Origin of the sequence: Bradyrhizobium cytisi (assembly GCF_008123515.1) — a bacterium.
In the GTDB taxonomy this organism is placed as follows: domain Bacteria; phylum Pseudomonadota; class Alphaproteobacteria; order Rhizobiales; family Xanthobacteraceae; genus Bradyrhizobium; species Bradyrhizobium cytisi.
This window is the reverse complement of the sequence record NZ_VSSR01000110.1, coordinates 25147-37234: the sequence shown is the minus strand read 5'-3', so window position 1 is coordinate 37234 and position 12088 is coordinate 25147. Positions and strand designations below refer to the sequence as shown.

Genomic DNA, 12088 nt, shown 5'->3' with positions numbered 1-12088 from the left:
CTTGGGTTCCAGATGACTAGTGGCGCACGGCATAAAGCGGCGTGCGCAGCGTCATCTGGTAGGACGGCTTCGGCATCCACGCGATCTGTGCGGTGATGCCGAACAGGCGGTTGTCATTGTCATCCATGCGGTCGAGGTCGAGGCGCAAGATCGGCTGGGTGAACGGCTCCGCAAGCGTCCGGCCTGCGAGCTGCGCACCGCCGAACGACTGCACACCGAGGCGCCCGGTGAATTTCCAGTTGCTCGGCCATTGGTAATAGCCGCCGGCGTAGAGGATTGTGTTCGGCCTGATCCGGGCAACAAGGCTGGCAATGTCGGTGTGGGTGTATTGCACGCCGGCGAGCCAGCCGCGCGTCTCGTCCTTGTCGAGCGCGTAGTCGAATTCCAGGATGTTGTTGAACGAATTCGTCATGCCCTGCTCGTTCGGCACCGATTGGGTCAGCGTGGATTGCAACGTGATCGTCGGGATCCTGCCGCCGTTCTGCTGGTAGAGGTCGGCCTGCACGCCGATGTTCCAACTGGTGATGTCGAATGTCGACCAGCCGCCGCCGATATCCGTCGTCGAACCTGATACACCGCCATAGAGCGATACGCGATCGCTGACGTCCACGGTCAGCGGCAGGTCGACGGTGATCGATTTCGCGGCCGGCAAGCCGTTCGGCAGCGTCGCGCCGCGTTGTGCCGCCAGCGCTTCGAACGCGGCCGAGAGCGAGGTGTTGCCGAAGCCGAGCCCGAGCGTGCCCGCAGGGATCGTTGCATAGGTCGTGCGAAGATCGAGGTAGATGTTCGGGACGACGGACTTTGCCGCCGTGTCCTCGTCCCCATCGGCGGCGTAGACAGCGCCCGCCGGGATCGTCAGACACAGCAGTCCTGTTGCGACAGCGCGCAAGACCGAGCCGGACGTTGGGCTGCGGTGGGACACGTGACAATCCGACGCGTGGCGATCTGGTGACGGAACCGCCCGCTAGATGGAACGTGATCGTTCGTGTGGTCAAGGTCTATCTGCGGACCATGGACGATGCGCATGCGCGCGGTTACCCTGCCGTGATCGCGCTGACACACACTCGCCCGCCACAGTGCAGGCCGGACAATGGAGGACGACAGCGATGAACACGTCACGCCGCATCTTGCTTGCCGGACTAGCGGGGCTCGCCGTGGCTCCATCCGCAGCCCCCGTCTTCGCTGCGACACAAGCGGACCACGGCGCGACGGTGGCCGAAGAACGCTTTGCCCGCACGATCGCCGCAGCACATGCGCCTGATATCGCCTGCGCGCACCAGGCCGAGCGTTACGCCGACGCGCATTGGCGCGAGTATCTTGTGGCGGCGCGCGCTGTGCTCGACGCACGGGCGTAGTCGCGCCTCATTTCTCCACCGCGCGCCTGACCTGCTCGCCGATCTGCGACAGCACGAGCTGCGCCTGCGGCAGGATCGCACCCATGGCGTGGAAATTGTGGACCATGCCGTCATGGCAGACGTGCTCGACCGCGACGCCCGCGGCGAGCAGCTTGCGCGCGTAGGCATTGCCCTCGTCGCGCATCGGGTCGAACTCGGCGGTGTGGATGATTGCGGTCGGCAGGCCTGAGAGACGCGTCGCACGCAGTGGGGAGATGCGGGGATCGGCGGCATCCAGGCCCTCGGGCAGGTAATCTGACAGATCGGCCTCGATGGTGGTGCGGTCGATCAGATGTCCCTCGGCGAAGGCTTCGCGCGAGGGCGAGGTCTCCTCGAAATCCAGCACCGGGCAGATCAGGCATTGTGCGACAATGGAGAGGCCGGCGCTCTGCGCCTCTTCCTGGCATACGATCGCAGCGAGCGTCGCACCGGCGGAATCGCCGCCGACCACCAGCCGCTCGGCGTCGATGCCGAGAGATGAAGCTTTGCGCGCGACCCATTCGGTGGAGGCGATCGCGTCATCGACAGCAGCAGGAAATTTGTGCTCGGGCGCGAGGCGGTAGTCGACCGAAACGAGTCGACAGCCGGTCGCATGCGCCAGTGCCGCCGCGATACGGTCATGCGTCGCAATGCTGCCGGCGACGAGCCCGCCGCCATGAAAGAACACGAAGCCCGGCGCGCGCTCGCCGGCAGACGCCGGCGAATAGAGCCGATAGGGCAGCTCGCCGCCAGGGCCGGGCAACTTGCCGTCCGAGGCCGTCACATCCGGCGCCTCGGTGCGCGCGAGCTGCATCAGCTTCGCCAGCGATTGTCGCCGCGCCTCGACGCTCGGCCGGCTCCGCGCCTGCGGCGTAGCCGCAGCCATCATGGTCAACAAGCGCTTTGCGAGCGGATCGAGCGGCATGGCAAACTCCGTGAAGGGCCTGACACTATAACCTCCCGGTATGCGAGAGTTGGTGCTTCCCGGCAGCAAATCGTTTAGAAATTGGGACAATAGTGCCCGGATATTTTTCGAGAGGAGGCCGGTCATGGCCGAGATCAGGAAGCCGATCGAATATTCGCCGAGTTGGATCTTCTTCGAGGGCAAATGGCATGACGGCAACGTGCCGATCATGGGGCCGCGCACGCATGCGGCCTGGCTCGGCTCGGTCGTGTTCGACGGTGCGCGCGCATTCGAGGGCGTGGCGCCGGATCTCGACCGTCACGTCGCCCGCGCCAATCAATCCGCGATCAATTTTGGCCTGAAGCCGGTGGTCGATGCCGGCACCTGGCTTACGCTCGCAAATGAAGGCATCGCGCGCTTTGCGCCGAACGCCGAGCTCTATGTTCGTCCGATGTACTGGGCGCAGAACGGCGCAGGCGGCGGCGTGCTGTTCGATCCTGAAACCACCAATTGGTGTCTGTGCATCTACGAGGCGCCGATGCCGAAACCGGTCGGCAGCGCGATCACGCTTTCGCCGTTCCGCAGGCCCACCGCCGAATGCGCGCCGGTCGAAGCCAAGGCCGCCTGTCTCTACCCGAACAATTCGCGGGCGCTGGCGGAGGCCGCCTCGCGCGGCTTCCAGAACGCTCTGATGCTCGACATGCTCGGCAATGTCGCGGAGTTCGGCAATTCCAACGTGTTCATGGCGAAAGACGGCGTGGTCTTCACGCCGGTGCCGAACGGCACCTTCCTCAACGGCATCACGCGCCAGCGCGTGATCGGCCTGCTCCGCGGTGACGGCGTCACCGTGGTCGAGAAGACGCTGCGCTATGCGGATTTCCTTGCCGCCGACGAGATTTTCTCCACCGGCAATTTCGCAAAGGTCGCGCCGGTGATTCGCATCGACGCGCGCGAGCTGAAGCCGGGCCCGCTCTATACCAGGGCGCGCAAGCTCTATTGGGATTTTGCGCATGCGGTGAAGCTGGCGGCCTGACGGGAGCTAGCCCCGCCGCCGAAACCGGCTGAACTGAAACGCCTGCGTCGAATGCCACGGCGTGTGGTGCGTCTCGTTGCGCGTCTCGACCAGCTCGAACTCCGGCCCGAGCTCCGCCGAAAGGCTCGTGCTGTCATGCCGCTGGACCGGCAGGCCGCTGCATTTCTCCGGGCCGTCGGGCGCGAATGTTGCGATGATCACGTGCCCGCCCGGCACAACCGCCGACCGCAAGCGCTCGACGTAAGCGGCCCGGTCGTGCGGATCGGTCAGGAAGTGAAACGCGGCGCGATCGTGCCAGACGTCCCAGATCTTCGCCGGCCGCCATGCGGTGACGTCGGCGACGATCCAGTCGACCGTTGAGGCGGCCGCGCCGATTCGCTTCTTCGCTGTGTCGAGCGCGTTGGCGGAAAGGTCCAGCACGGCGAGATTGTGCTGTCCGTCCTGAAGCAGTGCATCGACCAATCGCGATGCGCCGCCGCCGATATCGATGATGGCGGCGTCATGATTCGGGCTGGCCGCACGAATCATCTCGAGCGAGATCGCCGGGTTGTCCTGAAACCAGCTGACCTCGGCCTCGCCCTTGGTGGCGTAGACATTCTGCCAGTGCGTGGTTCGGTCAGACATGGTGGGCTCCGGCCTTGGCCGGTATCGCGGCGACGTGGCTATGCCGCAATCAATCGGTCGTTTGCGCGCCCGCCGCATGCGGACGCGCCGGTGCGGACGAGAGACCTACTCGTCCTTCTTCGACATCTTTTCGAGGCGTTCCTGCATGTCCTTCATCTGCTGGCGCAGATCGTCGATGTTGGTGTCCTTGGCCGGCTCGGCGCTGGCGTCCGGTTCTGGCTCCGCCGTGCCCGCGGGACGGCCTGCGGTGGGGACAAACGGCTTGAACATCGAGAAGGTCTGCTGGAACAGCTCCATGTTGCGGCGGACCTGTTCCTCCAAGGGCGCAAACGGAGTTCCGGACAGCGAGTTGGCGATCTGCTTGCGGAACTTCTCCTGCTCCTGGGTCAGCGTCGCGATCGACTGCTCCAGATATTTCGGCACCACCATCTGCATGCTGTCGCCGTAGAAGCGAATCAGCTGGCGCAGGAAGGTGGTCGGCAGCAGGTTCTGGCCGGCCTTGTTCTCCTGCTCGAAGATGATCTGGGCGAGCACGGAGCGCGTGATGTCGTCGCCGGTCTTGGCGTCGTAGACCAGGAAATCTTCGCCATCCTTGACCATGGCGGCGAGGTCTTCCAGCGTCACGTAAGTGCTCGTTCCGGTGTTATAGAGCCGGCGGTTCGCGTATTTCTTGATGGTGGTGGGTTGGTCTGATTTCGCCATGGGCTCTCACTTCAAAGACGCTGAGAACGGGAACCTGCAGGGCCAATGCCGCAGGGCGGGAAGAGTACGCAACGCAACAAAATAAGCATTTTCAAAGGGGGCACGCTACCGTTTTGTGCGGCACGGTTAATCGCACAGCAAAAACGTGCTTGCGAAATCGCCAAGAACGCTATTTTGAATGCGCTGCGGCATGAATTCGGTCGCCAGCCGATTGACATGCCGCAACGACGTTAACAGGATGCCGTTCGAGACTGGCGAGCCATTTCCCAGCCCCGTCTGCCCCCATTCAACCCCAGGAGATGCCCATGTCAGACGATGTCGTCATCGTCAGCGCCGCCCGCACCCCGGTCGGAAGCTTCAACGGAGCGTTCGCGACCCTTCCCGCCCACGATCTCGGCGCGATCGCCATCAAGGCCGCGCTGGAGCGCGGTGGCATCGAGCCCGGCCGGGTCTCCGAAGTCATCATGGGCCAGATCCTGACCGCGGCTCAGGGCCAGAACCCGGCCCGCCAGGCCTCGATCGCCGCGGGCATTCCGGTCGAGAGTCCGGCCTGGGGCGTCAACCAGCTTTGCGGCTCGGGCCTGCGTACGGTCGCGCTTGGCTACCAGGCGCTGCTCAACGGCGATTCGGAAATCGTGGTCGCTGGCGGCCAGGAATCCATGAGCATGGCTCCGCACGCCCAGTATCTGCGCGGCGGCGTCAAGATGGGCCCGGTCGAGTTCGTCGACACCATGATCAAGGACGGCCTGTGGGATGCCTTCAACGGCTACCACATGGGCAACACCGCCGAGAACGTCGCGCGGCAGTGGCAGATCACCCGCGCCCAGCAGGACGAGTTCGCGGTCGCCTCGCAGCAGAAGGCCGAGGCCGCGCAGAAGGCCGGCAAGTTCAACGACGAGATCGTCCCCGTCACCATCAAGACCCGCAAGGGCGACATCGTCGTCAGCGCCGACGAATATCCGCGCCATGGCGCAACGCTTGACGGGATGGCGAAGCTCAAGCCCGCCTTCGAGAAGGAAGGCACGGTCACCGCAGGTTCGGCCTCCGGCATCAATGACGGCGCTGCCGCCGTGGTGCTGATGACCGCGAAGCAAGCCGCCAAGGAAGGCAAGAAGCCGATCGCGCGCATCGTGTCCTGGGCGCAGGCCGGCGTCGATCCGAAGATCATGGGCTCGGGCCCGATCCCGGCCTCGCGTGCCGCGCTGAAGAAGGCCGGCTGGAGCGTTGGCGATCTCGATCTGATCGAGGCCAACGAAGCCTTTGCGGCGCAGGCCTGCGCCGTCAACAAGGACCTCGGCTGGGATACCTCCAAGGTCAACGTCAATGGCGGCGCGATTGCGATCGGCCATCCCGTCGGCGCCTCCGGCGCGCGCGTGCTGGTGACGCTGCTGCACGAGATGCAGAAGCGTGATTCGAAGAAGGGCCTCGCCACGCTGTGCATCGGCGGTGGCATGGGCATCGCGATGTGCATCGCGCGCGACTGAAGATCACCGACGCGTGCGCTGCACGCGTCAGTGAGTGCGTTGCACGCGACTAAAAAGGCGGCGGTTGCAAATCAAATATTCTTCGCAACCGCGCAAGCCTCGACTAAATACAAACGCCCGGCTCAATGCCGGGCGTTTTGTTCTTGATGTCCGTCAAAGCAACCGCATAATCCGTACCTAAAAACGATCGCTCAGAAACGTCCGAAGAGTCCAAGGGAAGGAATACGACATGGCACGAGTTGCATTGGTGACGGGTGGTACCCGGGGCATCGGAGCTGCGATCAGCAAGGCGCTGAAGGCGGCCGGCTACAAGGTCGCGGCGAGCTATGCCGGCAATGATGTGGCGGCGGAGAAGTTCAAGGCCGAGACCGGCATCGCCGTCTACAAATGGGACGTCAGCAATTTCGATGCCTGCGCCGAAGGCGTGAAGAAGGTCGAGGCCGAGCTCGGCCCGGTCGATGTGCTCGTCAACAATGCCGGCATCACCCGGGACACCGCCTTCCACAAGATGACGCTCGAGCAGTGGAACGCGGTGATCAACACCAATCTCGGCTCGCTGTTCAACATGACCCGCCAGGTGATCGAGGGCATGCGTGCGCGCAAGTTCGGCCGCGTCATCTCGATCTCGTCGATCAACGGCCAGAAGGGCCAGTTCGGCCAGGTCAATTATTCCGCGGCGAAGGCCGGCGACATTGGCTTCACCAAGGCGCTCGCAATCGAGAACGCCAAGGGCGGCATCACGGTCAACGCCATTGCGCCTGGCTATATCAACACCGAGATGGTGCAGGCCGTGCCGAAGGACGTGTTGGAGAAGAACGTGATCCCGCAAATCCCGGTGAACCGGCTCGGCGAGCCCGAAGAGATCGCGCGCGCGGTCGTATTCCTGGCGGCCGACGAGGCTGGCTTCATCACCGGCTCGACCTTGACCATCAATGGCGGTCAGTATCACGCCTGATATGGCGTCAAGCCTGTAGCGTTGGGCGTGACAAGGCGATAGTGAAGACGAACATGCCCGGCCTCGTGCCGGGCATCATCGTCCTCAGAGCCTTTGATTCATGACCCCGCGCACCGCCACACTGATCGGACTGACCGCGATCCTGATGTGGTCGCTGTTGTCAGTGATGACGGTGGCGACCGGAAAGATCCCCGCGTTCCAGCTTGCGGCGATGACCTTTGCGATCGGCGGTCTCGTCGGCCTGCTCACCTGGATCGGCCGCGGCGACGCCGCGAAAAGCCTGCGTCAGCCGCTCATCGTATGGCTCGTCGGCGTTGGCGGCCTGTTCGGCTATCACGCGCTGTATTTCCTCGCGCTGCGCTTCGCGCCGCCGGCCGAAGCCGGCCTTCTGAACTACATGTGGCCGCTGCTGATCGTGCTGTTCTCGTCGTTCCTGCCGGGCGAGCGGCTCGCCGCGCATCACGTCATTGGCGCCGTGCTCGGCCTCGTCGGCACCGTGCTGCTGTTTGCCGGCAATACCTCCGGCTTCGCGCCGGGCGCGGTGCCGGGATTGGTCGCGGCATTCGTCGCCGCCTTCGTCTGGGCGACTTATTCGGTGCTGTCGCGGCGATTGAAGGCGGTGCCGACCGATGCGGTCGCGGGCTTCTGCCTCGCCACGTCAGTGCTCGCCGCGCTGATGCATTGTCTGCTTGAAACGACGGTGTGGCCCGAGACGAATTTGCAGTGGCTCGCGGTGATCGCACTCGGCGTCGGTCCCGTCGGCGCTGCCTTCTACGCCTGGGACATCGGCATGAAACGAGGCGATATCCGCGTGCTCGGCGCCGCCTCCTACGCGACGCCGCTGCTCTCGACCGGCTTTCTCATCGCCGCCGGATTTGCCAAAGCCAGCGCCAGCATTGCGATTGCCGCAATCCTGATCGCCGGCGGCGGCCTGATTGCGGCAAAGGACATGGTGCTGCGGAAGCGATGAGGCGCATCAAAGCGCCGGCTGCCAGCCCAACGGGCGGTACTTCGCTTCCGGTATCTGTCCGAGCTCTGAGCGCCGCAAACGTTGCGGCGTCAGGCCATAGAATTCCTGGAAGCTGAGGATCAGCGGCCGCCATTTGTCGGGATCGATGCGGTTGTCCACGCCGTCCATCATGATGTCGGGATGCGCATGAACACGGGTGATCCGGAGCTCGATCGCCACGAGACGGCTGCGCCAGACTGCATCGTCCTGCGCCATCCCGTGCACATGCGCGACCTTCGCTTCCATCTGCACCGGGCATTCGGCAACGCGCGGCGCACTGACTGTCTCGCCGGCTAACGCCGTCAGGTCGCTCAAGCCGAACTTGTCCTTCTCGTGCCGGTAGCCACGATAGAGTTTGCCTGGCGGCACGGGATCCGAGCCCGTGGTGCGGGCGAGACGGTCGACAGCAGCGACGAGGTCCGCAGACGGCAGATTGAGCACGCATTCGCCTGTGCGCATCATGTTCTCGGTCGTCTTGGAATTGCTTGCGAGCCCGAGCATGCAACGCCATCCCACCCACCACGCCGACGACATCGGCGCGAGATTGTAGGTGTCGTCGTCATTGGTCGACCCGATGAGGACGACCGGCGTTCCGAAATATAAAATGGCCGGGTCGATCTGGACGGCGGCGGGATCGAGTGTTCCATGCATCGTGCGCTCCTATTGATTGGAAGCGCAGTCCTAATGGGGGAAAGGCATCGAACCCACCCGATTCCAGATCTGGCGTTACGGCTCCCAGCCCCGCGGCGCGAGCTCGAATTTTGCGAACTCGAAGGCGGGCGCCACGGTGCAGCCGACCAGCGTCCATTCGCCGGTGGTCTCCGCCATCTGCCACGCATCCGCCGGGACGATGGCCTGCGGCCGCTCGCCGCTCACGAGGTCCGTGCCGAGCCGCACCTCGTGCTGGGAGCAGCCCTCATGCGCGATGCGCAGCATCAAGGGGCTTCCGGCATAGTAATGCCAGGTCTCGACCGCATCGATGCGATGCCAGTGCGAGCGCTCGCCGCGCGCGAGCAGGAAGTAGATGAGGGTCGAGCGCGAGCGGCCATTGGCGTCGGTGGTCTGGTCGCGAAAGGTCTCGCGATAATGTCCGCCCTCGGGGTGCGGGCGGAGCTCAAGGCGCGCGATGATCTCGGCTGCAGTCGGCATCGATCCCCGTCAGGACTTGGTCTTCAGGACTTGTGCTTCAGGACCTGTGCTTCAGGACTTGTTTTTGCGCTCGCGCAGCTCGCCGAACACCGCAGCGGCATCCGCGCCCTTCATGTGTAGCCTGGCTGCGACCGACGGTTCATCGGCGCGCAGGAACACGTTTGCTCGCTTCTCATCACCAAGCAGTGAGGGAATGGTCGGCTTGTTCTCTGCCCGCAGCCTCGTCACTTCCGCCGCGCGCGCCTGGAGCGCTGCGTTATCGGGATCGACGGTCAGCGCGAACTTGACGTTGGACGCCGTATATTCGTGGCCGCAATAGAGCTTGAAGTCGTCGGGCAGGGCGCGCAGCTTCAACAGCGAGTCCCACATCATCGGGTAACTGCCCTCGAACACGCGGCCGCAGCCGATCGAGAACAGCGTGTCGGCGGCGAACAGGGTCTTCTCGGTGTCGAACACGTAGGAGATATGGTCGAGCGTATGGCCGGGCGTTTCCAGCACACGCCCGAGCAGCGTGCCGACCTTGACCACATCGGCATTGGCGACGCGCAGGTCGACGTCTGCGATCTTTGTCGTCTTGTCATGCGGCGCGACGACGCGGCAATTGAATTTCTGCTTGAGTTCGGCGACGCCCCCGACATGATCGCCATGATGATGGGTGATCAGGATGTCGGTGAGCTGCCAGCCCTCGCGCTCGAGCGCCGCCAGGATCGGACCGGCCTCCGGCGCGTCGATCGACGCCGTCGCCTTGGTTTCCACATCGTGGATCAGATAACCGAAATTGTCGTTTAAACAGTTGAAAGTACGAATTTCGGCGGCCATGTCATCTCCATCGCGCTCAGCCCCGTCAGACAAATATGGCGTTAACGCTGCGCAGGCAATGCAATATTCCGCGCGCAGCCGCCGCCTTGTGCATGTTACATTGCCGTCATGACCATCGACGTCGTCGACCTTCGCGAGTTCTATTCCCGGCGCCTCGGCATCGTGGCACGGCAGATGATCAATCGCGGCATCCGGGAGCGGTGGCCGAATGCCGATGGCCAGCGCGTGCTCGGCATCGGCTATCCGACGCCCTATCTCGGCCTGTTCCGCGAGGACGCGGAGCGCTGCATCGCCTTTATGCCGGCGGCCCAGGGCGTGTTGAAATGGCCCACTGGGCGGCCCGCGCTGGCTGCGCTGGTCGATGAGTTCTCGCTGCCGCTTCCCGACGCCGCGGTCGACCGTATCCTGCTGGTCCATGCGCTCGAGATGTCGGACGACCCGGCCGCGCTGCTGCGGGAGGTCTGGCGGGTGCTGTCGCCGTCCGGCCGCGTCATGGCGGTGATCCCGAATCGGCGCGGCGTGTGGACGCGCAGTGACAACACGCCGTTCGGCCATGGCCGTCCCTATTCGCGCTCGCAGATCACGGACCTGTTGCGCCAGACCTGGTTCACGCCGACCGGCTGGGGCGAGGCCTTGTTCATGCCGCCTTACGCGGGCCGATGGGTGCTGAAATCTGCGCAGATGTGGGAACGTGCCGGTGCTGCGCTGTCGCTGCCGTTTGCCGGCGTCCACATCGTCGAAGCGACCAAGCAGGTCTATCGCGCGATCCCGGCCAAGCGCGAACGGGCGCGGCTGATTCCGTCTTTGAAGCCGGTGCTGGTGCCGTCCTCGACGGTGACGCGGACCTGAAAACAAATCGTCCCGGCCAGGCCGGGACGATGCAGTTCATAAAATCAGGACAAGCGTTCCGGCTTACTCGCTGGGGGCGAGATCGTCGCCGGAGGCGGCCGGAGCTGCCTCGCGCTCGGGGCGCGGGCCATTATGCGGCCGGCGGCGCCGCCGCGGGAAACGCTCGCCACCGCCGCCATTGCCACCTTCGAGGCTGCCCGGAGTGCCGCTCGTCTGTGGCTGCGCGCCGGTGATGAACGACGGCAGGCGGTCGACATTGCCGGCGTCGGCGACGACAGGCTGCGGCTGGTTCGGCGGTTGCGGCTGGTGCTGCTGATATTGCGGTTGCGGACGATGGTCGCGTTCGCGGTGCTCGCGCGGCTGCTGCTGGTCGCGAACATAGGGCTGCTGGTTATTGTCGCGCTGCTGATAGTCGCGATTGTGATCGCGCTGGCCGTCACGCTGATAGGGCTGTTGCTGCTGCGGCGGCTGCGGAACAAAGCCTGGCTCCTGGCCGAAATTCGAGAAGTTCTCGCCGTCGTCCTCGCCGTCGTCGCTGCTGGTGCTGATGGGCTCGTCGCCGCGCGGCTGCTGATTCTGGCGGAACTGTTCCTGCGCCGCCGCGATCAGGCGGAAATAATGCTCGGCATGCTGGTAGTAGTTTTCGGCGGCGACCGGATCGCCGGAGGAGCGCGCGTCACGCGCCAGCTGGAGATATTTCTCGGCGATGTGGGAGGCGGTGCCGCGGATCTTGATGTCGGGGCCGTTCGATTCGTAGACCCGGGTCATCGGGTTCTGGCCGCGCCGGTTATTGTTGTTGTTGTTATTATTATTGTTGCGGTTGCGCATCCGCTGCTTGTTCTGACCGTTTCTCATGTCCTGCCTTTAATTACAGCCCTAAAGGTTGCACGCACTACTGATTGCCACGAGTGACCTGATGACAGCGGTTCACATGCCCCACGCGCACCGCGCGCAAGAGCGGATTAAACCCTGCCGATGTTCGTCGACCGTCGCGTTCAACAAAGACGCGTTCCCCACCGCCAGCATTCATTGCCAGCGAACCCATTCATATCGCTTGCCGAAACAAGCCCTGCTTTGTTGCGTAAGTCTTCAAGCGCAATATCAGGCTTTCGTTCACGTTGCGGTCGGAAAGCAGCGTACCTCAATGGGCCATCGCGCTTAACAGGACCTGCGGCTTGGAACCTTAA

Annotated in this window: 14 protein-coding genes; 6 read left to right on the top strand and 8 right to left on the bottom strand. The window is 64.1% G+C overall.

The window, feature by feature from the left end; all coding sequences use genetic code 11:
• Nucleotides 1-16: 16 nt before the first annotated feature.
• Entirely contained in the window at nucleotides 17-889 is an 873-nt protein-coding gene (locus tag FXB38_RS40470) for a hypothetical protein (protein WP_148756474.1), read from the bottom strand.
• Nucleotides 890-1106: 217 nt separating this feature from the next.
• Here FXB38_RS40470 and FXB38_RS40465 point away from each other — a divergent pair, with 217 nt between their 5' ends.
• The gene (locus tag FXB38_RS40465; RefSeq protein ID WP_148756471.1) at nucleotides 1107-1355 is read left to right on the top strand and encodes a hypothetical protein; all 249 of its coding nucleotides are present in this window, start codon (nucleotides 1107-1109) and stop codon (nucleotides 1353-1355) included.
• Between the two features lie 7 nt (nucleotides 1356-1362).
• Here the strand turns inward: FXB38_RS40465 and FXB38_RS40460 are convergent, their stop codons facing one another.
• A complete protein-coding gene (locus FXB38_RS40460) occupies nucleotides 1363-2298 on the bottom strand; it encodes an alpha/beta hydrolase (RefSeq protein WP_148756470.1) in 936 nt (311 codons plus the stop codon).
• A gap of 124 nt (nucleotides 2299-2422) precedes the next feature.
• On the opposite strand from FXB38_RS40460, the gene FXB38_RS40455 reads away from it, so the two are divergent.
• Nucleotides 2423-3310: a branched-chain amino acid aminotransferase gene (locus FXB38_RS40455; RefSeq protein WP_148756469.1), complete on the top strand. Its 888-nt coding sequence runs from the start codon at nucleotides 2423-2425 to the stop codon at nucleotides 3308-3310.
• A gap of 6 nt (nucleotides 3311-3316) precedes the next feature.
• Here FXB38_RS40455 and FXB38_RS40450 read toward each other — a convergent pair whose 3' ends face one another.
• The gene (locus FXB38_RS40450) at nucleotides 3317-3934 is read right to left on the bottom strand and encodes a class I SAM-dependent methyltransferase (protein ID WP_187435494.1); all 618 of its coding nucleotides are present in this window, start codon (nucleotides 3932-3934) and stop codon (nucleotides 3317-3319) included.
• A 105-nt stretch (nucleotides 3935-4039) separates the two neighbouring features.
• Nucleotides 4040-4636, bottom strand: a complete 597-nt coding sequence (gene phaR / locus FXB38_RS40445) for a polyhydroxyalkanoate synthesis repressor PhaR (RefSeq protein ID WP_148756467.1) — start codon at nucleotides 4634-4636, stop codon at nucleotides 4040-4042.
• A gap of 305 nt (nucleotides 4637-4941) precedes the next feature.
• Here phaR and FXB38_RS40440 point away from each other — a divergent pair, with 305 nt between their 5' ends.
• From FXB38_RS40440 to yddG, 3 genes are all read left to right on the top strand, one after another.
• Nucleotides 4942-6120 carry an acetyl-CoA C-acetyltransferase gene (locus FXB38_RS40440; protein ID WP_148756466.1) on the top strand — a complete coding sequence of 393 codons (1179 nt, stop codon included), beginning with the start codon at nucleotides 4942-4944 and terminating at the stop codon, nucleotides 6118-6120.
• 229 nt (nucleotides 6121-6349) lie between these two features.
• Nucleotides 6350-7075 (top strand): acetoacetyl-CoA reductase, encoded by a 726-nt coding sequence (gene phbB / locus FXB38_RS40435; RefSeq protein ID WP_085403614.1) that lies wholly within the window; start codon nucleotides 6350-6352, stop codon nucleotides 7073-7075.
• Nucleotides 7076-7175: 100 nt separating this feature from the next.
• Nucleotides 7176-8045, top strand: a complete 870-nt coding sequence (gene yddG / locus FXB38_RS40430) for an aromatic amino acid exporter YddG (RefSeq protein WP_148756465.1) — start codon at nucleotides 7176-7178, stop codon at nucleotides 8043-8045.
• Between the two features lie 6 nt (nucleotides 8046-8051).
• On the opposite strand, the gene FXB38_RS40425 is transcribed toward yddG, so the two are convergent.
• From FXB38_RS40425 to gloB, 3 genes are all read right to left on the bottom strand, one after another.
• Nucleotides 8052-8735, bottom strand: coding sequence for a flavin reductase family protein (locus FXB38_RS40425; RefSeq protein WP_148756464.1), 684 nt, complete (start codon nucleotides 8733-8735; stop codon nucleotides 8052-8054).
• Between the two features lie 75 nt (nucleotides 8736-8810).
• Nucleotides 8811-9233 (bottom strand): cupin domain-containing protein, encoded by a 423-nt coding sequence (locus tag FXB38_RS40420; RefSeq protein WP_148756463.1) that lies wholly within the window; start codon nucleotides 9231-9233, stop codon nucleotides 8811-8813.
• A gap of 51 nt (nucleotides 9234-9284) precedes the next feature.
• Nucleotides 9285-10052, bottom strand: a complete 768-nt coding sequence (gene gloB, locus FXB38_RS40415; protein ID WP_148756462.1) for a hydroxyacylglutathione hydrolase — start codon at nucleotides 10050-10052, stop codon at nucleotides 9285-9287.
• 108 nt (nucleotides 10053-10160) lie between these two features.
• On the opposite strand from gloB, the gene FXB38_RS40410 reads away from it, so the two are divergent.
• Nucleotides 10161-10901, top strand: a complete 741-nt coding sequence (locus tag FXB38_RS40410; RefSeq protein WP_148756461.1) for a methyltransferase domain-containing protein — start codon at nucleotides 10161-10163, stop codon at nucleotides 10899-10901.
• 63 nt (nucleotides 10902-10964) lie between these two features.
• On the opposite strand, the gene FXB38_RS40405 is transcribed toward FXB38_RS40410, so the two are convergent.
• Nucleotides 10965-11756, bottom strand: a complete 792-nt coding sequence (locus tag FXB38_RS40405; protein ID WP_148756460.1) for a DUF4167 domain-containing protein — start codon at nucleotides 11754-11756, stop codon at nucleotides 10965-10967.
• Between the last annotated feature and the right edge of the window lie 332 nt (nucleotides 11757-12088).

Excerpts from the sequence above, each read along its gene's own strand:
- FXB38_RS40465 (WP_148756471.1), top strand. The coding sequence starts at position 1,107 with ATGAACACGTCACGCCGCATCTTGCTTGCCGGACTAGCGGGGCTCGCC.
- FXB38_RS40460 (WP_148756470.1), bottom strand. The coding sequence starts at position 2,298 with ATGCCGCTCGATCCGCTCGCAAAGCGCTTGTTGACCATGATGGCTGCG.
- FXB38_RS40455 (WP_148756469.1), top strand. The coding sequence starts at position 2,423 with ATGGCCGAGATCAGGAAGCCGATCGAATATTCGCCGAGTTGGATCTTC.
- FXB38_RS40450 (WP_187435494.1), bottom strand. The coding sequence starts at position 3,934 with ATGTCTGACCGAACCACGCACTGGCAGAATGTCTACGCCACCAAGGGC.
- phaR (WP_148756467.1), bottom strand. The coding sequence starts at position 4,636 with ATGGCGAAATCAGACCAACCCACCACCATCAAGAAATACGCGAACCGC.
- FXB38_RS40440 (WP_148756466.1), top strand. The coding sequence starts at position 4,942 with ATGTCAGACGATGTCGTCATCGTCAGCGCCGCCCGCACCCCGGTCGGA.
- phbB (WP_085403614.1), top strand. The coding sequence starts at position 6,350 with ATGGCACGAGTTGCATTGGTGACGGGTGGTACCCGGGGCATCGGAGCT.
- yddG (WP_148756465.1), top strand. The coding sequence starts at position 7,176 with ATGACCCCGCGCACCGCCACACTGATCGGACTGACCGCGATCCTGATG.
- FXB38_RS40425 (WP_148756464.1), bottom strand. The coding sequence starts at position 8,735 with ATGCATGGAACACTCGATCCCGCCGCCGTCCAGATCGACCCGGCCATT.
- FXB38_RS40420 (WP_148756463.1), bottom strand. The coding sequence starts at position 9,233 with ATGCCGACTGCAGCCGAGATCATCGCGCGCCTTGAGCTCCGCCCGCAC.
- gloB (WP_148756462.1), bottom strand. The coding sequence starts at position 10,052 with ATGGCCGCCGAAATTCGTACTTTCAACTGTTTAAACGACAATTTCGGT.
- FXB38_RS40410 (WP_148756461.1), top strand. The coding sequence starts at position 10,161 with ATGACCATCGACGTCGTCGACCTTCGCGAGTTCTATTCCCGGCGCCTC.
- FXB38_RS40405 (WP_148756460.1), bottom strand. The coding sequence starts at position 11,756 with ATGAGAAACGGTCAGAACAAGCAGCGGATGCGCAACCGCAACAATAAT.